The sequence below is a fragment of the Kitasatospora sp. NPDC002227 genome, from assembly GCF_040296285.1.
Taxonomy (GTDB): Bacteria; Actinomycetota; Actinomycetes; order Streptomycetales; family Streptomycetaceae; genus Kitasatospora.
Genome location: NZ_JBEOWY010000016.1, coordinates 140,738 through 159,898 on the forward strand (window position 1 = coordinate 140,738; position 19,161 = coordinate 159,898).

Annotated in this window: 19 protein-coding genes and 1 pseudogene; 14 read left to right on the forward strand and 6 right to left on the reverse strand. The window is 72.3% G+C overall.

Annotated features, from left to right (window positions below):
- Positions 1 to 108 precede the first annotated feature (108 nt).
- Positions 109 to 654: a hypothetical protein gene (locus tag ABT095_RS17485; protein ID WP_350530291.1), complete on the forward strand. Its 546-nt coding sequence runs from the start codon at positions 109 to 111 to the stop codon at positions 652 to 654.
- 16 nt (positions 655 to 670) lie between these two features.
- Here the strand turns inward: ABT095_RS17485 and ABT095_RS17490 are convergent, their stop codons facing one another.
- Positions 671 to 1,414 (reverse strand): VOC family protein, encoded by a 744-nt coding sequence (locus ABT095_RS17490; protein ID WP_350530292.1) that lies wholly within the window; start codon positions 1,412 to 1,414, stop codon positions 671 to 673.
- A gap of 149 nt (positions 1,415 to 1,563) precedes the next feature.
- Between ABT095_RS17490 and ABT095_RS17495 the strand changes: the two genes are divergently transcribed.
- Entirely contained in the window at positions 1,564 to 2,409 is an 846-nt protein-coding gene (locus tag ABT095_RS17495) for a sulfurtransferase (RefSeq protein ID WP_350530293.1), read from the forward strand.
- A gap of 118 nt (positions 2,410 to 2,527) precedes the next feature.
- Here ABT095_RS17495 and sepH read toward each other — a convergent pair whose 3' ends face one another.
- Entirely contained in the window at positions 2,528 to 3,622 is a 1,095-nt protein-coding gene (gene sepH / locus ABT095_RS17500) for a septation protein SepH (RefSeq protein ID WP_350530294.1), read from the reverse strand.
- Positions 3,623 to 4,061: 439 nt separating this feature from the next.
- Between sepH and ABT095_RS17505 the strand changes: the two genes are divergently transcribed.
- Entirely contained in the window at positions 4,062 to 4,763 is a 702-nt protein-coding gene (locus ABT095_RS17505; protein ID WP_350530295.1) for a hypothetical protein, read from the forward strand.
- Between the two features lie 4 nt (positions 4,764 to 4,767).
- Here the strand turns inward: ABT095_RS17505 and ABT095_RS17510 are convergent, their stop codons facing one another.
- Complete coding sequence (locus ABT095_RS17510; protein WP_350530296.1) at positions 4,768 to 6,066, reverse strand: D-arabinono-1,4-lactone oxidase; 1,299 nt, start codon at positions 6,064 to 6,066, stop codon at positions 4,768 to 4,770.
- 89 nt (positions 6,067 to 6,155) lie between these two features.
- On the reverse strand, positions 6,156 to 7,370 hold the full coding sequence (locus tag ABT095_RS17515) for an MFS transporter (RefSeq protein WP_350530297.1): 1,215 nt from the start codon (positions 7,368 to 7,370) through the stop codon (positions 6,156 to 6,158).
- A gap of 151 nt (positions 7,371 to 7,521) precedes the next feature.
- Here ABT095_RS17515 and ABT095_RS17520 point away from each other — a divergent pair, with 151 nt between their 5' ends.
- The 4 genes from ABT095_RS17520 (at position 7,522) to ABT095_RS17535 (ending at position 11,376) form a co-directional block, all read left to right on the forward strand.
- Complete coding sequence (locus ABT095_RS17520; protein WP_350530298.1) at positions 7,522 to 8,670, forward strand: ferrochelatase; 1,149 nt, start codon at positions 7,522 to 7,524, stop codon at positions 8,668 to 8,670.
- A gap of 17 nt (positions 8,671 to 8,687) precedes the next feature.
- Positions 8,688 to 9,491, forward strand: coding sequence for an inositol monophosphatase family protein (locus ABT095_RS17525; protein ID WP_350530299.1), 804 nt, complete (start codon positions 8,688 to 8,690; stop codon positions 9,489 to 9,491).
- 61 nt (positions 9,492 to 9,552) lie between these two features.
- The gene (locus ABT095_RS17530; RefSeq protein ID WP_350530300.1) at positions 9,553 to 10,074 is read left to right on the forward strand and encodes a SigE family RNA polymerase sigma factor; all 522 of its coding nucleotides are present in this window, start codon (positions 9,553 to 9,555) and stop codon (positions 10,072 to 10,074) included.
- 3 nt (positions 10,075 to 10,077) lie between these two features.
- Positions 10,078 to 11,376 carry a hypothetical protein gene (locus tag ABT095_RS17535; RefSeq protein ID WP_350530301.1) on the forward strand — a complete coding sequence of 433 codons (1,299 nt, stop codon included), beginning with the start codon at positions 10,078 to 10,080 and terminating at the stop codon, positions 11,374 to 11,376.
- Positions 11,377 to 11,457: 81 nt separating this feature from the next.
- Here the strand turns inward: ABT095_RS17535 and ABT095_RS17540 are convergent, their stop codons facing one another.
- The gene (locus ABT095_RS17540) at positions 11,458 to 11,643 is read right to left on the reverse strand and encodes a hypothetical protein (RefSeq protein ID WP_350530302.1); all 186 of its coding nucleotides are present in this window, start codon (positions 11,641 to 11,643) and stop codon (positions 11,458 to 11,460) included.
- A gap of 477 nt (positions 11,644 to 12,120) precedes the next feature.
- Here ABT095_RS17540 and ABT095_RS17545 point away from each other — a divergent pair, with 477 nt between their 5' ends.
- The 4 genes from ABT095_RS17545 to ABT095_RS17560 all read left to right on the forward strand — a co-directional run bounded on the left by ABT095_RS17545 (position 12,121) and on the right by ABT095_RS17560 (position 16,025).
- Positions 12,121 to 12,774: a response regulator transcription factor gene (locus ABT095_RS17545; RefSeq protein WP_350530303.1), complete on the forward strand. Its 654-nt coding sequence runs from the start codon at positions 12,121 to 12,123 to the stop codon at positions 12,772 to 12,774.
- A 52-nt stretch (positions 12,775 to 12,826) separates the two neighbouring features.
- Positions 12,827 to 14,074, forward strand: coding sequence for a sensor histidine kinase (locus tag ABT095_RS17550; RefSeq protein ID WP_350530304.1), 1,248 nt, complete (start codon positions 12,827 to 12,829; stop codon positions 14,072 to 14,074).
- Between the two features lie 220 nt (positions 14,075 to 14,294).
- On the forward strand, positions 14,295 to 15,266 hold the full coding sequence (locus ABT095_RS17555; protein WP_502884906.1) for an acyl-ACP desaturase: 972 nt from the start codon (positions 14,295 to 14,297) through the stop codon (positions 15,264 to 15,266).
- 459 nt (positions 15,267 to 15,725) lie between these two features.
- Entirely contained in the window at positions 15,726 to 16,025 is a 300-nt protein-coding gene (locus ABT095_RS17560) for a DUF4193 domain-containing protein (RefSeq protein WP_350530305.1), read from the forward strand.
- A 222-nt stretch (positions 16,026 to 16,247) separates the two neighbouring features.
- On the opposite strand, the gene ABT095_RS17565 is transcribed toward ABT095_RS17560, so the two are convergent.
- Complete coding sequence (locus ABT095_RS17565; protein WP_350530306.1) at positions 16,248 to 16,697, reverse strand: DUF3093 domain-containing protein; 450 nt, start codon at positions 16,695 to 16,697, stop codon at positions 16,248 to 16,250.
- A 161-nt stretch (positions 16,698 to 16,858) separates the two neighbouring features.
- Here ABT095_RS17565 and ABT095_RS17570 point away from each other — a divergent pair.
- The 3 genes and pseudogenes from ABT095_RS17570 (at position 16,859) to ABT095_RS17580 (ending at position 18,772) form a co-directional block, all read left to right on the forward strand.
- Positions 16,859 to 17,430, forward strand: a pseudogene (locus ABT095_RS17570) (PaaI family thioesterase).
- Positions 17,427 to 17,894 carry a dUTP diphosphatase gene (dut, locus tag ABT095_RS17575; RefSeq protein WP_350530307.1) on the forward strand — a complete coding sequence of 156 codons (468 nt, stop codon included), beginning with the start codon at positions 17,427 to 17,429 and terminating at the stop codon, positions 17,892 to 17,894. Before ABT095_RS17570 ends, dut begins: the two are co-directional and overlap by 4 nt.
- Before the next feature lie 80 nt (positions 17,895 to 17,974).
- Entirely contained in the window at positions 17,975 to 18,772 is a 798-nt protein-coding gene (locus ABT095_RS17580) for a DUF3710 domain-containing protein (protein ID WP_350530308.1), read from the forward strand.
- Positions 18,773 to 19,161: the final 389 nt, after the last annotated feature.

Genomic DNA, 19,161 nt, shown 5'->3' on the forward strand with positions numbered 1-19,161 from the left:
CGCCATGCCTGGCTGTGCTCACGCCAGCACCCCTAGCCTGGGCGCGTCACAACCGTGACGATCTGTCAGATCGGTTCTGTTGCACCAGGAAGGGCCACAGTGACCACCATGCGCACCCGCGCCGCAGCCCTGGTGGCGGCCACCGCCTTCGGGCTGGGCCTGCTCACCGCCGGCACAGCCCACGCCGCCCCGGCGGCCTCGGCCGCCCCGAAGCCCGCCGTCGCCGCCGCGGCCGTCGCCAAGACGGTCATCACGGGGACCACCATCCGCCACCAGAACGAGTACTGGGCCTCGCCCGACGGCTCGACCAAGCTGTACATGCAGTGGGACGGCAACGTGGTGGTCTACAAGAACGGCACCGCCGTCTGGTCCGCCCCCGGCGCCATGCCCAACGGCAACTTCCTGGCGATGCAGGTGGACGGCAACCTGGTGGTCTACTCGGCGAGCAACACGCCGCTCTGGGCCAGCAACACCGGCGGTCACTACGGTGCCGTCCTCGCCGTCTACGACAGCGGCGCCATCCAGGTCGAGCAGCCGGACGGCACCGTGCTGTGGACCTCCGTGCCGCCCCGGCAGCCGTGTCCGATCACGGTGTACCAGGGGCAGTGGTACCCCTGGTACTGCAACCCGATCATCCTGCCCTGGCCCAGCTGACCCACCGGGTGCCCGGTCAGCCGACCTGCAGGACGCAGAACCGCCCGCCCTGCGGGTCGGCGAGCCGGGCCATCCGCCCCTGCGGGGTGTCGTGCGGCTCCTGCACCACGCGCCCGCCCAGCTCCTCGGCCCGGCGGGCCGTCAGTTCGCAGTCGGCGGTGCCGAAGTGCACCCGCCAGCCCCGGCCCTCGGTGGTGGAGCGGATCTCGGCCACCGGGCAGCCGTCCACCAGCAGCCGGGTGGTGCCGTCCTCGCCGGGGGTCAGCACCGGGCCGAACACCGCCTGGTAGAAAGCCGTGGCCGAGGGCTCGTCCGGGGTCAGCAGTTCGTGCCAGACGGGGGCGCCGGGCTCGCCGGTGACCTCCCAGCCGAGGTGCTCCTCACCCTGCCAGAGGCCGAAGACCGAGCCGGTCAGATCGGCGGCGATGGTCAGCCGCCCGGCCCGCTCCGCCTGCAGCGGCCCCATCGCGACCGTGCCGCCGCACTCGTGGACCCGCTGGGTCACCTCGTCCGCGCTGTCCACCGCGAAGTACGTGGTCCACCCGACCGAGTGGCTCGTCCCGGGCGGGGTGACCCCGATCCCGGCGACCTTCGCCCCGCCGCTCAGCGCGCGCACGTACGCGCCCAGCGGGGTCGGCCCCGGGCCGTACTCCCACCCGAGCAGCGCGCCGTAGAAGGCCATCGCCCCCTCGTGGTCACTGGTCGTCAGGCTCACCCAGCAGGGTGTGCCCTGAGCCAGCCGCACCTTCACTGCAGTCATGGCGTACCTCCTCGACGGGGGACGACCGACCGGGCCGCCGCGCGTCCAGGGTGATGGTTCCACCCCGGGCCCGTCCAGGGGCCCGGCCGCGCGGGCGAGCCTGGCAAAGACCGTACAAAGACCCGCCGGGCAGCGGCAGAATGGCGGCCATGGACACTTCTTCGCCGCTGATCAGCGTCGCCGAGCTGCGCCAGGCGCTCGGTTCGGACCACCCGCCGGCCCTGCTGGACGTCCGCTACAAGCAGGGCGGCGCCCCCGGCGCCGAGGAGTTCGCCCAGGGCCACCTGCCCAGCGCGCACTTCGTCGACCTGGACCGCGACCTCGCGGGCCCGCCCGGAGGCGGCCGCGGCCGCCACCCGCTGCCCGACCTGGAGGAGTTCGGGGCCGCGATGCGGCGGGTCGGCGTGAGCTCCGGGCGCACCGTGGTGCTGTACGACGACTGGGTGTCGGCCGCCGCCTCGCGGGCCTGGTGGCTGCTGCGCTGGGCCGGCCACACGGACGTGCGGGTCCTCGACGGCGGGCTGAGCGCCTGGCGGGCGGCCGGGCTGCCGCTGACGGATCACCAGCCGGAGCCGGAGGAGGGCGATTTCAAGCCGGTCGCCGGCCAGCTGCCCACCCTGGAGGCCGAGCAGACGGCCGCGTTCGCGCGGACCGGTCTGCTGCTCGACGCCCGCGCGGGCGAGCGCTACCGCGGCGAGGTCGAGCCCTTCGACCCGGCCGCCGGGCACATCCCGGGCGCGGTCAACGCCCCCACCATGGAGAACGTCGGCCCGGACGGCCGCTTCCTCCCCGCGGAGCAGCTCGCCGAGAGGTTCCGCGGCTTCGGCGTGGGCGAGCGGGAGACGGCGGTCTACTGCGGCTCGGGCGTCACGGCCGCCCACCAGCTCCTCGCCATGGCCGTCGCCGGCTTCGAGGGCACCCTCTACCCGGGCTCCTGGAGCGAGTGGTGTGCAGACCCGTCCCGCCCGGTGGCGACGGGCTCCGCCGAAGGGTGAGCTGCAGCACCCAGGGGCGCGGGGACTGCGCGAAGCGGTAGGCCGCGGGCCGGTTCCTTCCGCACTCGCGCAGTTCCCCGCGCCCCTGGGTGCTGCAACTGAAGGCGGTGCGGAAGTCCTACTCCGACTTCTTGCGGCGGGAGCCGAAGACGATCTCGTCCCAGCTGGGGACGGTCGCGCGGCGGCCCGGACGGACACCGTCGGCCTCGGCCTGCCGGTCGGTGGTGCCGACCAGCCGCTCCCGGTGGGGGGCGACCGCACGCGGCATCAGGATGTCCGCGTACGCGGAGCCGGCCCCGATCGAGGCAGCCGGAGCGGCCTCCTCGGCCTCAGCGGCCGGAGCGTCCGGTACGGCCTCCACCGCGGGCACGCCGAGCCCGCCGGGGAAGGCCGGCACCACGTCGAGCAGGCTGGTCAACGAGTCCAGGTTCTCCGCCGTGGCCTCGCGGCTCTCGCGGACCTCGCGCCCCGACAGGATCCGGTCCGGCCGCTCGATGCCGGACATGATCCGGTCCGGCGAGGGCCGCTCGATCATCGGGCGGGCCGGACGGTCCTGGGGGAGCCGGGCGATCCGCGGGATGAACGGGAAGACCGAGTCCTCCTCGCGCTCGGGGCTCTCCCCGATCAGCGCGCGGGCCTCGTCGTCGTTGGGCTGCACCAGGCGCCGCGGCGGGTCGTAGGACCAGCTCGCGCTGCGGCCTTCGCCGTCGGCCCGGTAGGAGAGGATGACCTCCCAGGTGCCGTCGTCACGCCGCCAGGAGTCCCAGCGCTCGGTGTCCTTCTCGGCGCCGCGCAGCGCCAGCCGCTCGGCCACGGCCTCGCCCAGCTGCGGACCGGTGGACTCGCCGTGCCGGCGGATCGCCGTCTTGCGGGCCCGCTCGGCCATGAAGGCGCGCTCGGCCAGCACGGGACCCTCGAAGCGGCGGACCCGGTCGACCGAGATCCCGGCGACCTGGGCGACCTCCTCCGCGGAGGCACCGGCTCGTATCCGCGCCTGGATGTCACGCGGCCGCAGGTGGCTCTCGACCTCGATCTCGATCTGACCGAGGCGGGGCCGGTCGCCGCGAATGGCGGCGCGCAGCCGTTCGTCGATGGGAAGGGTGTACTCCGTGCTGTCGGCAGCCTTGAGCACCAGCCGTGTGCCGTCGTTGCTGACGGCCACAACCCGCAGTTCGGGCACGGTTACCTCCCGGGTGGTGCCTGCCGACGTCACCTGCGTCGCTGCTCCCGTACTGAGTGTGGCCTGCCCACTCGCGAGTGGCCACAACCTTGCAGAGTTACCCGGCGTGTCGGGCTTTTGCCCAAGCTCGCCGCTGTGGCACGGTTGCCTGTTTGCCACGTCGCCGGTCGACGTCGCGCCCGGATGCTCCCGGCGGCCGTCTGATGGGCTGTCGACACGGTGACCGAAGGCTCAGGCTCCACGAACAGTACTCCATTCGTGGCATCCAGAGGGGCGGCTCGCCGCTCAAGTCTGCCGTGATTCACGGGAATCTCAAGGACGCGCACCACAATGGCCGACCTCCGGCCCGTCGACGGTGATCATCTTCACATATATCGACTACCGAGAACCAGATTTTCGACCCTTGTGTCCTTTTTTGTGCAAGATGGAGAGTCTTGTACTAGTTGTCGATTCGACCGACCGAGGGATGTTGATGCCGCAGCAGCGCGATCGCGCCCGGCTCGATCTGAGCCTGGCTCAGGTGGCCGCGAGTGCCCTGGCCGCCATCGTGGGCGCGGTGCTCGCCTCCGAGCTCGGCGTCTACGGGACGATCATCGGCGCCGCCGTGGTCAGCGTCGGCGCCACCACCGGCGGCGCCGTGTTCCAGCACGTGTTCAAGCGCACCGGCGAGCAGCTGCGTGCCGTCGGCCAGCCGGCGGAGCCGACGCCGGTGGGGGAGTGGAACGAGCCACGGACCCTGCGCGCCAAGCGGCCCCGGACGTGGAAGACCTACACGGTGGTCTCCGCACTGGTGTTCGCCCTCGCGATGACGCCTATCCTGGTGGTCGAGCTGGCCACCGGGAAGCCGGTGAGCGCCCTCACCGGCAGCAGCGACGACCGGGGCACCTCGTTCACGCCGCGTCAGAAGTCCACCGCGCCGCCCTCGGAGGTCCACGAGCAGCCGGACCGCAAGCCGCCCGGTGACTCCTCGGCCTCGCCCGACAAGCCCTCCGGGACTCCGAGCCCCACCCCTTCGGGCAGGCCCTCCGGTTCGCCCTCGCCCTCGGTGAGCCCTTCGGGCAGCCCCACGCCGTCGCCGCCGAGCCCGACGACCGGCAGGCCCACCGACCCGGCCACCGGGACGGGCTCGAGGACGGAGCCCCCTCGCCCGCCCGCGAGCACCCCGACCGGCTGAGCCGCTACTCGCCGAGCACCCGTCGCAGGTAGTCGTTGGCGAACAGGCGGCCCGGGTCGACCTTGTCGCGCAGCGCGGTGAAGTCGCCGAAGTGCGGGTAGACCGAGGCGAGGTACTCGGCGTCGCGGGTGTGCAGCTTGCCCCAGTGCGGGCGGCCCTGGTGAGCCGTCATCAGCTTCTCCACCTCGGTGAAGTAGCCCTGCTCGGCGGTGCCCCGGTAGAGGTGGACGGCGATGTAGACGCTCTCCCGCCCGCTCGCGGTGGAGAGCCAGAGGTCGTCGGCGGGCGCCGTCCGCACCTCGACCGGGAAGCTGATCCGCCAGTTGGAGCGCTCGACCAGCGCCTTGAGCTCGCGCAGCACGGTGGTCGCGGCCTCGCGCGGCACCGCGTACTCCATCTCGATGAAGCGCACCTTGCGCGGGCTCGTGTAGACCTTGTACGCGAGGTCGGTGTACGTCCGCTCCGACCAGGCCCGGCTGGCCAGCTGGGCGATGGCCGGGACGGCGGCCGGGAAGCGGCGGCCGACCCGGCAGACGCCCTCCCAGACGGTGTTGGAGAGGAGGTCGTCCTCCAGCCAGGACTTGAACCGGGTGAGCGGGGCGGCCGGGCCCTGGCTGCGGTTGTTGCGCTTGGTGGAGCAGCGGTCGGTGTGCGGGAACCAGTAGAACTCGAAGTGCTCGTTGACGGCGGTGAAGTCGTCGAAGCCCTCGAGCACCTGGTCGAAGGACATCGGGGCCTCGTGCGCGCTGAGCAGGAAGGCCGGCTCGACGCCGAAGGTGAGCGCGCTGACCACGCCGAGGGCGCCGAGGCCCAGGCGCGCGCCCTGGAAGAGCTCGGCGTTCTCGGTGGGGGAGCAGCGCTGCACCGAGCCGTCGGCGAGCACGATCTCGACGGCCTTGACCTGGGCGGCGAGCGAGGCGGAGTCACGGCCGGTGCCGTGAGTGCCGGTGCTGGTGGCGCCCGCGACGGTCTGGACCTCGATGTCGCCCATGTTGGTCAGGGAGAGGCCGGCGGCGGCCAGCAGCCGGTTGAGCCGGTGCAGCGGGAGGCCGGACTCGACGGTGACGGTGCCGGCCGCGCGGTCCAGCTCGCGGACGGCCATCAGACCCTCGGGGCGGACCAGCACGCCGTCTCCGGCGGAGGCTATCGAGGTGAAGGAGTGCCCGGAGCCGACGGCCTTGACCGTCCGCCCCTCCTCGGCGGCCAGCCGCAGCACCTCGCCCAGCTCGCCGGCCGACCCGGGCGTGACCACCCGGCTCGGCCGAGCGCTCTGATTCCCAGCCCAGTTGGTCCAGTCGGCCATGTGAGTTGCCTCCAGAGGTCCCTACCAATGAGTAGGCCGGAGCGTAGCAACGGCGCAGGCGGACCACTAGGGGCGCGAGTGCAACTGACTCAGGCGGTCGCCAGACCCGTCCGTAGGCGGCGCAGGCCCGCGAGAGCGGTGATCGCGCCGAAGGCGGCGGCGCTGACCGGGACCCAGTACCCGGCGGGAGCGCCCGCCGCGTCGACCACCCAGCCGGCGCCGGAGGAGCCGAGGGCGACGCCCAGGGCGAGGCCGGTGGTGGTCCAGGTCATCCCCTCGGTGAGCTGGGCGGCCGGCACCAGGCGCTCGACCAGGGCCATCGCGGTGATCAGGGTCGGGGAGATCGACATCCCGGCCAGGAAGAGCGCCCCGCCGATCCCCACCAGGCCGGCCGTGCCGCGCAGCAGCTCGGCCACCAGCACCAGCGGCAGCATGCTGACCGCCATCGCCGCGATCCCGCCCAGGAACCGCCCGGCCATCGAGCCGTTCAGCTTGAGCGTGCCGAACACGATGCCCGCCAGGCAGGAGCCGAGCGCGTAGACCGCGAGCACCAGGCTGGAGGCACCGGTGTGGCCCTGCTCCTGGGCGAAGGCCACCGTGACCACCTCGACCGAGCCGAAGATCGCCCCCGTCGCCACGAAGGTGACCACCAGGACCTGCAGCCCGGCCGAGCGGATCGCCGAGCCCCCGGTGTGGTGCTCGGCCGGATGGACCGGCGGCTCGGTCCGCCGCTGGGCGGCGAACAGCGCGACGCCCACGGTCAGGAAGACCCCGGCGAGCAGCACCCCGGCCTCGGGGAAGACCGAGGTGGCGAGGCCGATCGAGAGGATCGGGCCGACGATGAAGCAGATCTCGTCGACCACGGCCTCGAAGGAGTACGCGGTGTGCAGCTTGGGCGGCTCGGCGCTGTAGAGGTTGGCCCAGCGGGCCCGCACCATCGAGCCGGTGCTCGGCATCACGCCCATTCCGGCCGCGCAGACGAAGAGCGTCCAGTCCGGCAGCCCGAGCCGGGCGCAGAGCAGCAGGGCGGCCGCCGCGAGCATGGTGAGCCCCGTGCTGGGCAGGATCACCCGGCGCTGCCCGTACCGGTCGACCAGCCGCGAGACCTGCGGGCCCAGTACCGCCGCCGAGAGCGCGAGGACGGCCGAGACGGCGCCCGCCAGCCCGTACGAGCCCCGCAGCTGGGACAGCATGGTGACGATGCCGATCCCGGTCATCGAGATCGGCAGCCTGGCTATCAGGCCGGCGCCGGAGAAGGCCAGACTGCCGGGCGCGGCGAAGATCTGGCGGTAGCTGGACAGCACGCGAAGCTCCACTGGGGCGGTTGGTAAGGAACACGACTCGCGTAGACAGCTTACGGATCGATGCAAGCGATTTGCCCGAAAAATTCTTCGGGTGAAGCCTGCCGGGCAGCCGCCCACCGGTGGACGGCCCTCTGGTGGCAGGATCGGCCCCATGCCCGACGCGCGCACCCTCAACGACCAGGCGCCCGACCACGCGCCCTACGACGCCCTGCTGCTGCTCTCCTTCGGCGGGCCCGAGGCCCCCGGGGACGTGGTGCCCTTCCTGGAGAACGTCACCCGTGGCCGGGGCATCCCCAAGGAGCGCCTCGCCGAGGTCGGCAAGCACTACTTCCTGTTCGGCGGCGTCAGCCCGATCAACGAGCAGAACCGCGAGCTGCTGGCCGCCCTGCGCAAGGACTTCGCCGAGGCCGGCCTCGGCCTGCCGGTCTACTGGGGCAACCGGAACTGGTCGCCGTACCTGGTGGACACCCTGCGCGAGATGGTCGAGGACGGCCACCGCCGGATCGCCGTGCTCGCCACCAGCGCCTACGCCGGGTACTCGGGCTGCCGCCAGTACCGGGAGAACCTCGCGGACGCGATCGACCAGCTGATCGGCGAGGGCCTGCCCGAGCCGAAGGTGGACGTGCTGCGCCGGTTCTACAACCACCCGGGTTTCGTCGGGCCGATGGTCGAGGCCACCCTGGCCGCGCTGGCCGACCTGCCCGCGGTGGTCCGCGACGGCGCCCACCTGGCCTTCACCACCCACTCGATCCCGCTGGCCATGGCGGAGAGCTCCGGCGCCCCCGAGGACCCGGCCCGCGGCACGCCCGGCGGGGCCTACGTGGCCCAGCACCTGGACGTCGCCCGGCTGATCGTCTCGGCCGTCGCGGAGGCCGACGGGGTGTTCGGCCGGCCGTGGGAGCTGGTCTACCAGAGCCGCAGCGGCGCGCCGCACATCCCCTGGCTGGAGCCGGATATCTGCGACCACCTGGAGGCGCTGCGCGAGGCGGACGCCCCGGCCGCCGTCATGGTGCCGATCGGCTTCGTCTCGGACCACATGGAGGTCAAGTACGACCTCGACACCGAGGCCGTGGCCAAGGCCGCCGAGCTGGGCCTGCCGGTCGCCCGGGCCGCCACCGTCGGCGCGGACCAGCGGTTCGCCGCCGCCGTCCGCGAGCTGCTCCTGGAGCGGGCCGCCACCGAGCGCGGTGAGACTCCCGAGCGGTGCGCCGTCGGCTCGCTCGGCCCCAGCCACGACCTGTGCGCCCGCACCTGCTGCCCCAACCCGCGCGCCCCTCGCCCGGCCGCCGCCGAACTCTGACCGTGGAGGTCCCCGCCATGCCGCCCGAAGCACTGCTCGACGAGCTCCTGGCCGTCGCCACCGAGGCCGCCACCACCGCCGGAGCCCTGCTCCTGGACGGCCGCCCGGCCGACCTCGGGGTGGCGGCGACCAAGAGCAGCCCGGTCGACGTGGTGACCGAGATGGACCTCGCCTCCGAGAAGCTCGTGCTCGAGCTGATCTCCACCCGCCGCCCGGCCGACGGCTACCTCGGCGAGGAGGGCGCCGACCGGCCGGGTACCAGCGGCGTGCGCTGGGTGGTCGACCCGCTCGACGGCACGGTCAACTACCTCTACGGGCTGCCCGGCTGGGCGGTCAGCGTCGGGGTGGAGTGGCAGGGCGAGGCCGTGGTCGGGGTGGTCGCCGCCCCGGCCCGGGGCGAGGTCTTCCACGCGGTGCGCGGCCGGGGGGCGTACCTGAACGGCCGCCGGATCTCCTGCCGCCCGGCCCCGCCCTGGGGCCAGGCCCTGGTCGGCACCGGCTTCAACTACGTGCAGGAGGTCCGGGTCCGGCAGGCCGGGATCCTGCACGCCCTGATGCCCGAAGTCCGGGACATCCGGCGCGGCGGCGCGGCAGCCGTGGACCTGTGCGACGTGGCGGCCGGCCGCCTCGACGCCTACTACGAGCGCGGACTCCAGCCCTGGGACCGCGCGGCCGGCGTCCTGATCGCCGAGGAGGCCGGTGCCCGCACCGGCTCCCGCCCCGGTCGACCGGCCGACGGGTCGCTCACCCTGGCAGCCTCGCCGGGCACCTTCGAGGCGCTCCAGGCCCGGCTGGAGGCCCTCGGCGCCTGGCACGACTGAGGCCCGCGACCGGCCGGTCCGACGGTGCGACAGAAATACCGTCCCACTGCGTTAGGGGGTCATGGACCGTACAACTACCACGGCGCCAGGGTCACTGGACTTCCGGGAGTTCGCTGCGGCGAGGGGGCGACACCTGGTCAGGACGGCGTACCTGCTGACCGGCGGTGACGGGCACCTCGCCGAGGATCTCGCCCAGGAAGCCCTCGGCCGCGTCTACGACCGCTGGCGCCGGATCTCCGCGATGGAGAACCCGGCCGGTTACGCGCAGACCGTCCTGGTCAACGCCTTCATGTCGTACCGGCGCAAGCGCAGCAACACCGAGCACGTCACCGACACCTTCACGGACGCCGCGGCGCACGACCCCGACCCGGCGCTGCGGGTGACGCTGCTGCGCGCCCTCGGCCGGCTGCCCGCCCGGGACCGGGCGGTGCTGGTGCTGCGCTTCTGGGAGGACCGCAGCGTCGAGGAGACCGCCGCCGCGCTGCACCTGAGCTCCACCGCCGTCCGCTCACGCAGCAGCCGGGCGCTGGCCCGGCTGCGCGAGGAACTCGGCACCGAGACCCTTTCCGAACTGAGGAGCTGAGCGATGACCCACGATGACGCCAAGCCCGGGACCGCCCGCCCCGAGGACGACTTCGCGCTGCTGCTCAGGGCCTCCGCCGAGCTGGCACCCGACCCGCCGGGCGAGGTGCTGGCCATGGCCGGCGAGCGCCGCGGCCGGCGCCGCCGGCTGCGCCGCCGCGCCGCGGTGACCGGCGTGGCCGCGGTGGTCTCGGCGGTGGCGGTCGGCGCGAGCGCACTGGCCGGCGGCGGGCGGGAGTTGGCGCCGGCGCCGCCGAGCGTGCAGCAGCTGACGCCCACGCCGACCCCCACGCCCACCCCGACGCCCACGGCGCCCGCCACACCGCACCAGCCGGTCACCGGTGACTTCATGATCAAGACGCTGAGGTCGCTGCTGCCGCCCGGCACGATCACGGGGGACGGGGGCTTCGGGGCGCTTCCCCACTCGGGCCCCTCGGCCCACCTGTTCTTCGACGCCGGCCACGGGCCCGCCCTGGTGAATCTGTCGACCAGCCGGATCGAGCCGCCGATCACCGCCTCGACCCCCCTCACCCAGTGCCGTGACCCGTTCGAGGAGCCCACCGAGAGCTGCGAGCGCACGGTGCGGCCGGACGGCTCCGTGGTGCTCGTGGACAAGTTCCTGCCGCGCCAGAGCGGTCCGGACCGGACCTGGTCGGTCAGCTACACCGGCAAGGACGGCCGCCAGCTCGTGATCAACGAGTCCCTGCGGGGCAGCGGCGACCAGCCGGCCGGGATCCCGATGCCGGTCTCCGCCGAGGCCCTGGTGAGCGCGCTGACCAGCCCCGCCTGGGAGCAGGTCTTCGCGGGTGGCGTCGCGACAGCCACCGAGATCCCGGAGGCCCCGGTCGATTCGGCGCCCTCCGGCCCGCCCTCGGACGCGCTGCTCACGACCCTGAAGCAGCTGCTGCCGGCCGGCGCGAAGCCCGGCGAACCCGGGCCGCAGGCCGGCACCGGCACCGCGCACCTGCCGGTCACCCTCGACGGCCGCACCAGCACCGTGGTGGTCCAGGTCCAGCCGGGCTGGGCCGGCACCGGGGGCCAGGGCAGCACCTTCGGCACCGACAGTGACGAGAGCGGCCTCACCCGGTCGTCCGACGGGACGGTCTCCGTGATCCGGCTCACCGGCGCCGCCAAGGGCGCCCCGCTGCCCGTCCTGTACCGGGCCGCCGAGGCACTGCGCCCGAACGGCACCCTGGTCACCGTGCAGGAGGTCAACGGCACCGCGTTCTACGACGCCAAGCCCGGCACTCCGGCGCTCACCCCGGAGCAGCTGCGCGCCATCGCGCTCGCCTGGCCCGCCTGAGCAGCGAGCACTGAGCACTGTCTTCCGGGCACGACGAAGCCCTGGCGGCCACGAGTGGCGGCCAGGGCTCGGACGTGTTGGTCAGGCGGCCGTGCGGTGCATCTCACGCACCGGGTCGACGCCGTGTTCGGCGGCGAGCCGGCGAAGGTCCTCAAGCTCTGACTGTTCGACCTCGGCGAGGAACTCGTCCCCGGATTCGAGTGCTCGGTGCAGGTCCTGCTCGGCGTTCTTTATGCGCTGCAGGATTCCGGCGGTGAAGGCGTCCATACGGCCCCCTTGCGTGTGTCGGACGGGCACGGTCGGCGTTCCCCGGTGCGTGGTCGGTGCCGTACGGGAACGCCGGAGGCACGTGGCCGACCGCCGGGCGTTGTGAGTCGGCCGAGGGCCGCTCCCTGACACATGACCCCTGCACCGGTGCGGAAGAACGCACGGGAGGGTGGTTGCGACCGGCGCTCCGAGCGCGATCGCGTGGTGTGAAGCTGTCCTCCCCGCAGACCGCGCCGGGAAACCTCGCAACCTGAGAAAGTTGCCCGCGTCACAGTCCAAACGGTGATCGCGGCTACCGCTTGCGCCGCGCTGGCGCCCGCCCGTAGACCGGTCTTACCGCTGCTTTACCCGCACACCAGGCAGGATGGAACCATCGTCCGGGCTCCTGCGTCCGGGCGACGTCACGGCCCGTACGTCGGCGGACCCGCTCCCGGCGGGCCACGGTGGGGCCCAGCTCCTGGAGAAGGGACAACCATCGTGCGGGTACTCGTCGTGGAGGATGAGCAGCTGCTCGCCGAAGCGGTCGCGACCGGCCTGCGCCGTGAGGCCATGGCCGTCGACGTGGTCTACGACGGCGAGGCGGCACTCCAGCGGATCGCGGTGAACGACTACGACGTCGTCGTGCTCGACCGCGACCTGCCGCTGGTGCACGGCGACGACGTCTGCCGCCGGGTGGTCGGCCAGGGGCTGGCGACCAGGGTGATCATGCTGACCGCCTCCGGCGACATCAGCGACCGCGTCGAGGGCCTGGAGATCGGCGCCGACGACTACCTCCCCAAGCCGTTCGCTTTCAGCGAACTCGTCGCCCGGGTAAGGGCGCTGGGCCGCCGCGCGACCGTCCCGCTGCCTCCGGTGCTGGAGCGCGCCGGCATCTCGCTCGACCCCGGCCGCCGGGAGGTGCTGCGCGACGGCAGGACCGTCCAGCTCGCCCCCAAGGAGTTCGCCGTCCTGGAGGTGCTGATGCGGGCCGGCGGCGCCGTCGTCTCCGCCGAGCAGCTCCTGGAGAAGGCCTGGGACGAGCACACCGACCCGTTCACCAACGTCGTCCGGGTCACCGTGATGACCCTGCGCCGCAAGCTGGGCGACCCGCCGGTGATCGTCACCGTGCCGGGCTCCGGCTACCGCATCTGACCTGACCTCGCGGCCTCCCCGGGCCGCCGGCCGTTCCCCGAGAGGACAGTCAATGAACACCCCGCCACCCGTCGGCGGGGCCTCCGGCGTGCCCGCCGACGGCCCCGCCGAGGAGACCCGCCACCCGGGGGACGCCCTGCTGGGCTGGCTCCAGCTGCGCCCGACCATCCGGATCAGGCTCACGCTGCTCTACGGCGGGATGTTCCTGATGGCCGGGGTGGTGCTCCTGGTGCTGATGTACTACTTCGTCCAGCAGGCCTTCCGGGACACCTCGCTGCCCAATGTCGCCATCAGCCCGGGCTACGCCTTCGTCACCCCCGACGGGACCAGGATCACCGACTTCAACCGGTGGATGTCCGACACCCAGAGCGCCGAGCAGCACGCCGCCCTGGCCCTGCTGCTGCGCAAGGCGCTCACCGCGCTGATCTGCCTGGCCGTGATCGCCTTCATCGCCGGGTACGCGCTGGCCGGCCGGGTGCTGCACCCGCTGAACCGGATCACCCGCACCGCCCGCGAGGTGGCCGGCTCCGACCTGCACCGGCGGATCGAGCTGGAGGGCCCGGACGACGAGCTCAAGGAGCTGGCCGACACCTTCGACGAGATGCTCGACCGGCTGGACCGCTCCTTCGACTCCCAGCGCCGGTTCGTCTCCAACGCCTCGCACGAGCTGCGCACCCCGCTGGCGATCAACCGCACCCTGCTCGAGGTGCAGCTCTCCGACCCGAACACCTCGCCCGACCTCCAGCAGCTCGGCAAGACCCTGCTCGCCACCAACGAGCGCAGCGAGCAGCTGGTCGAGGGTCTGCTGCTGCTGGCCCGCAGCGACAACGAGCTCACCGAGCGCCGCCCGGTGGAGCTCTCCGAGGTCGCCGGGCGGGCGCTGGAGCAGGTCCGCAGCGAGGCGGCCGGCCGGGAGGTGGAGCTGCACTCGGAGCTGCACCCCGCGATGGTCTCGGGCAACGGCGTGCTGCTCGAGCGGATCGCCCTCAACCTGCTGCAGAACGCCGTCCGGTACAACACCCCGGGCGGCTGGGTGGAGATCACCTGCACCCCGGCCGCGGGCGGCCGCGGCGAGCTGGTGGTGAGCAACACCGGGCCGCTGGTGCCCGGGTACGAGCTGGAGCACATCTTCGAGCCGTTCCGCCGGGTCAAGGGCGCCGACCGCACCCGCAGCGACAAGGGCGTGGGCCTCGGGCTCTCGATCGTCCGCTCGGTGGTCCGGGCGCACGGCGGCGCCATCGAGGCCGCGCCGCGCCCCGGCGGCGGCCTGACCATGACGGTGCGCATCCCCGGGATCTGAAACCCGGGCGCCGGACCAGGCCCTCCGAGTGCGGACGACCAGCGGTACCCACGAGCCGCCCCTGCCACACGTGTCAAAGCGACATAAGTGCTGGCAGGGGCGGCTTGTCATTTCCCGCCAGAACAACTTACGGTTACGTAACCTACGCAGCCGTAAGTGAGTCGCATCAGCTTGCCTCCAACCGGCCTCATGCGTCCCACTCGCCTCAGGAGCACCAGCCGTGACCATCGCACCCGTGCAGCGCACCGCCTCCCCGGCCTGGACCGACGCCCGCCTGATCATGGCGCTGGAGGAGGTCGTGGAGACCGAGCTCAACCGCCACCTCAAGGTCGCCAAGGAGTGGATGCCGCACGAGTACGTGCCGTGGAGCCAGGGCGCCGACTTCGACGGCGTGCTGGGCGGCCTGGCCTGGGACAAGGACCAGTCGAAGGTGACCCCGCTCGGCCGGGTCTCGCTGGTGGTCAACCTGCTGACCGAGGACAACCTCCCCAGCTACCACCACGAGATCGCCACCATGTTCGGCCGGGAGGGCGCCTGGGGCACCTGGGTGCACCGCTGGACGGCCGAGGAGGGCCGCCACGGCATAGCGATCCGCGACTACCTGCTCACCACCCGCGCGGTGGACCCGGTGGAGCTGGAGCGGGCCCGGATGCAGCACATGTCGGAGGGCTTCGAGTCCGACAACGCGCACAGCATGCTGCACTCGGTCGCGTACGTGGCCTTCCAGGAGCTCGCCACCCGGATCTCGCACCGCAACACCGGGCACTACGCCGGCGACCCGCTGGCGGAGCAGCTCCTCGCGAAGATCGCCAACGACGAGAACCTGCACATGGTCTTCTACCGGAACCTGCTCAAGGCCGCCCTGGAGATCGCCCCGGATCAGGCCATGCGGGCCGTGGCGGACGTGGTGACCGACTTCCGGATGCCCGGCCACGGGATCCCCGGTTTCGAGCGTGCGGCGGCCCAGATCGCCATCGGCGGGGTCTACAACCTGCGCATCCACCACGACGACGTGCTGCAGCCGGTGCTGCGCCACCTCAAGGTCATGGAGATCCAGGGGCTGGGCCCCGAGGGCCGCCGGGCCCAGGAGGAGCTGGGCTTCTTCCTCGACGGCCTGGACGCCCAGGCGACCCGTTTCGACGAGCGCCAGGCTGCGCTCCTCGCCCGGCGCGCGGCGGCTGCCGCGCGCTAGGAGCCGGCGCCGGACGCGGGTACGGATTTCCCGAATTTGACCCGAAATGACGTCACTGTGACGAAGGTCACAAGTGATCGCACGACACGTACGGGCGACCTCGTAGGGTGATCACCCGTTCGGCGGGGTAGGTTGCCGACCGTGATCGGGCGGCCGGGCGGGCGATCCGTCGATGGCCCGTCAAACCCCTTGTGCAGAGGGGGCTTTCCCGATCACCCCGGAGGCCGTCGATCACCATCGGTAGCGGTCGGGTAGTCTCGCGGGGCCCGTTCGGACGTATCCCGGCGAGGCCGTTCGGTACGTGTTCGATCACTCCAACGGACCTTCCGCCGGGTGTCGATTGAGTAACAGGGCTTGAAGTAAGGCAAAATCTCCGCCTCGGGTCGGGCACAAGACCGGCCCCCCATGCGTTACGTGCGCTGGAGATACCCGCACACACCCAAAGGGGGAGAGCGAAACATGGCAACGGACTACGACACCCCACGCAAGACCGATGACGACCTCAACGAGGACAGCATCGAGGAGCTGAAGGCCCGGCGGAACGAGAAGTCGAGCAGCTCCGTCGACTCGGACGACTTCGACAGCGCGGAGGGCATGGAGCTCCCCGGCGCCGACCTGTCGAACGAGGAGCTCTCGGTTCGCGTCCTGCCTCGGCAGGCCGACGAGTTCACCTGCATGAGCTGCTTCCTGGTTCACCACCGCAGCCAGCTCTACAGCGAGAAGAACGGTCAGCCCATCTGCCGGGACTGCGGCGCCTGAGCGCTCGGCAGCCACGGCCCGGGACCGACGGCCATCCGTCGGCCCGGTACAGCGCCCCACCGGGCTCCGACCGACGAGTCCGGAGGCAGTACCGGCGGTCGCACCCGCGACCGCACCGGCAGGGCACCCCTGCGCAGGTAGGGCAGCACCTCGGAGCAGAGGGACGGCACCGCAACCAGCGGAGCCGTCCCTCCTCCATGTCCGCCCCTCCGGGGCAGCCGGTCAGCCGGTGGGAGCCTGGCGGGCCGCCGCCAGCGCGTCCGCCAGTTTCCGGGGGGAACGGGTGGACAGGTACAGGTAGGGCGTCGGGTCCTGCGGGTCGGTGACCTCGACCCGCAGCGCCGTCGGCACGTAGCTGCGCAGCAGCATGAACGCCCGCGGATCGGCCTTCACGCCGCGCCAGGCCACCGCCTCGGCGGGGGTCAGCGGCTCGGCCTCGCCGAGCGCGCTCACCGGGATGCGGGCGGCCCCCGCGACCAGCGAGCCCTGCACCACCCGGATCCGGGCGGAGCCGTAGCTGCTCAGCGCCACGGCGCCGGCGGCCGTACCGGCCACCAGTCCGACCAGCGCGGCGACCGGTGAGAACCGCAGCAGGACCAGGGCCAGCGAGAGCCCGAGACCGAGCGCGAGCAGCCACCACGAGCGGGGCACGGTGAGACGTTCGTCGTACATGCCCCCATTCTGGGCGCTCCTACGCCGGGCCCCCGCGCCGGGCCCGGAATCCGCCTGCCGGACGCTCTCCCGGTGAAAAGCTACTGAGCGGTAGGGTCGCGCGTGTGAACAGACCAGACTCTGCCGCCACCCCGGCCGCCTCCGCTGCTCCCACGGCCTTCCTGACCCCCACCACGCCCCCGGCCGAGGCAGTCCTGCCGCCCCGCGCCGCGGCGGCCCCGGCCCCCGGCAGCCTGCTCGGTTCGCACTACGACCACTGCTTCGGCTGCGGTCCCGAGCACCCCCAGGGCCTGCAGCTCACCGTGACCGCCGGCGAGGGCCTCGACCTCACCGCCGAGTTCACCGTCCGCACCGCCCACCAGGGCGGCCCCGGCCTGGCCCACGGCGGCCTGCTCGTCACCGCCCTCGACGAGACCCTCGGCAGCCTCAACTGGCTGCTCCACGCCCCTGCCGTGACCGGCAGGATCGAGACCGACTTCCTGCGCCCGGTGCCGGTCGACACGCTGCTCCACCTGCGCGCCTGGATCACCGGAGTGCACGGCCGGAAGGTCTACAGCGCCGCCGAGGGCCGCATCGGCGGCCCTGACGGCCCGGTCGCCGTCCGGGCGACAGCTCTCTTCATCCAGGTGAAGCTGGAACACTTCACCACGCACGGTCGTCCCGAGGACGTCAAGAAGGCGATCGACGACCGAGCCCTGTTCGAGCGCGCCCGAGCCTTGAGGTGAATCCGTGAGCAGCACCGCCCGCCAGCCCGTCGACATCCTGATCCGCCGGATCGATCCCGAGATCCCGCTGCCCGCGTACGAGCACCCCGGCGACGCCGGCGCCGACCTGCGGACCACGGTGGACGCCGAACTGGCCCCCGGCGAGCGGGTGCTGCTCCCCACGGGCATCAGCATTGCCCTCCCGGACGGCTACGCGGCCTTCGTGCACCCGCGTTCGGGTCTCGCAGTTCGTTGCGGAGTTGCACTGGTGAACGCCCCGGGGACGGTCGATGCCGGGTACCGTGGTGAGATCAAGGTGATCGTCGTCAACCTGGACCCGCGCGAGAAGGTCAGCTTCCGTCGAGGGGACCGCATCGCCCAGCTGGTCATCCAGCAGGTCGAGAAGGCGCGGTTCCACGAAGTGACCGAGTTGCCCGGTTCTGCCAGGGCAGAAGGCGGGTTCGGGTCGACCGGCGGTCATGCCGCGGTCTAGCATGCCCGCGACCTCGCAGTAAGCCGAGCAGGTATTCGCTTCGGTCTTGGATCGGTTTTGGACCGGGAAGGACAGTGACCGTGTTCCGTCGTCGCAACAAGAGCGAGGACGCTGTCGAGCAGCTCGCCGACGACGCCATCAGCGCCGACGAGACGGCCGATGGTGTCGAAGGTTCCGCAGACTCCGAGAGCGAGAACCAGACAGACCTGGACCCGGCAGACCGCGTCGGCCTCCCCCCGGCGCCGCGCCCGGAAGGTCCCTGGGACATCTCCGAGCTGGAGAGCCCGCAGGAGGGCCGAGTGGACCTCGGGGGTCTCCTCGTCCCCGGTGTCGAGGGCATGGAGCTCCGGGTGGAGGTGGCCGGCGACGCGATCGTGGCCGCCACCCTGGTGCTGGGCAACAGCGCCATCCAGCTGCAGGCCTTCGCCGCCCCCAAGAACGAGGGCATCTGGGGCGAGGTCCGCGAGGAGATCGCGACCGGCATCACCCAGCAGGGCGGCCGGGTCGACGAGGAGGAGGGCGCCCTTGGCTGGCACCTCCGCGCTCAGGTCCCCGTACAGCTGCCGGACGGCACGCAGGGTGTCCAGCTGGTGCGCTTCGTCGGCTGCGACGGCCCCCGCTGGTTCCTGCGCGGCGTGATCTCCGGCCAGGCCGCGGTGCAGCCCGAGATGGCGGGCATCCTGGAGCAGGTCTTCCGCCAGACCGTCGTGGTCCGCGGCGAGACCCCGATGGCCCCCCGCGACCCGATCGTCCTCAAGCTCCCCGAGGACGCCCAGATGGTCGCCGACGGCACTGTCGCCGACCCCGAGGGCTCCCGCTTCGGCGGCGCCGCCCTCGACCCGTTCGCCCGCGGACCGGAGATCACCGAGGTCCGCTGAGCCGTTCGGTCGGCCCCCGCCCGGATGACGGGCGGGGGCCGATTTGCTTGTGGGGGTCCGATCCCCGTACAGTTCCGGAGTCGCACCGAGAGGGGCGAAGAAAAGCCGGTCAGGCGAGTGAAACTCCGGAAAACGGAGCGGAAAACGTCTGATAAGCTTGAAACACGAAAGAACGAAGCCCGGAGGGCTGGTCGGAAGGCCGCTCGAAGGAAGCATCCGTTCCTTGAGAACTCAACAGCGTGCCAAAAGTCAACGCCAGATATGTTGACATCCCCGGCCTGGGTCACTTGATCCGGGTTGGAGATTCCTTTAGTAACAAAACACAGCGAGGACGCAGTGCGCGGGATCACCCTATTCCGGTGGTTGCCGTGCCGCTCAACGCGAGTGTC

What these genes read in the sequence shown, in the direction of transcription:
- ABT095_RS17510 (WP_350530296.1), bottom strand. Translation starts at nt 6,066, where the DNA reads ATGGCCGACTGGACCAACTGGGCTGGGAATCAGAGCGCTCGGCCGAGC.
- ABT095_RS17490 (WP_350530292.1), bottom strand. Translation starts at nt 1,414, where the DNA reads ATGACTGCAGTGAAGGTGCGGCTGGCTCAGGGCACACCCTGCTGGGTG.
- ABT095_RS17495 (WP_350530293.1), top strand. Translation starts at nt 1,564, where the DNA reads ATGGACACTTCTTCGCCGCTGATCAGCGTCGCCGAGCTGCGCCAGGCG.
- ABT095_RS17525 (WP_350530299.1), top strand. Translation starts at nt 8,688, where the DNA reads ATGCCGCCCGAAGCACTGCTCGACGAGCTCCTGGCCGTCGCCACCGAG.
- ABT095_RS17485 (WP_350530291.1), top strand. Translation starts at nt 109, where the DNA reads ATGCGCACCCGCGCCGCAGCCCTGGTGGCGGCCACCGCCTTCGGGCTG.
- ABT095_RS17520 (WP_350530298.1), top strand. Translation starts at nt 7,522, where the DNA reads ATGCCCGACGCGCGCACCCTCAACGACCAGGCGCCCGACCACGCGCCC.
- ABT095_RS17560 (WP_350530305.1), top strand. Translation starts at nt 15,726, where the DNA reads ATGGCAACGGACTACGACACCCCACGCAAGACCGATGACGACCTCAAC.
- ABT095_RS17535 (WP_350530301.1), top strand. Translation starts at nt 10,078, where the DNA reads ATGACCCACGATGACGCCAAGCCCGGGACCGCCCGCCCCGAGGACGAC.
- ABT095_RS17530 (WP_350530300.1), top strand. Translation starts at nt 9,553, where the DNA reads ATGGACCGTACAACTACCACGGCGCCAGGGTCACTGGACTTCCGGGAG.
- ABT095_RS17540 (WP_350530302.1), bottom strand. Translation starts at nt 11,643, where the DNA reads ATGGACGCCTTCACCGCCGGAATCCTGCAGCGCATAAAGAACGCCGAG.
- ABT095_RS17550 (WP_350530304.1), top strand. Translation starts at nt 12,827, where the DNA reads ATGAACACCCCGCCACCCGTCGGCGGGGCCTCCGGCGTGCCCGCCGAC.
- ABT095_RS17505 (WP_350530295.1), top strand. Translation starts at nt 4,062, where the DNA reads ATGCCGCAGCAGCGCGATCGCGCCCGGCTCGATCTGAGCCTGGCTCAG.
- ABT095_RS17565 (WP_350530306.1), bottom strand. Translation starts at nt 16,697, where the DNA reads ATGTACGACGAACGTCTCACCGTGCCCCGCTCGTGGTGGCTGCTCGCG.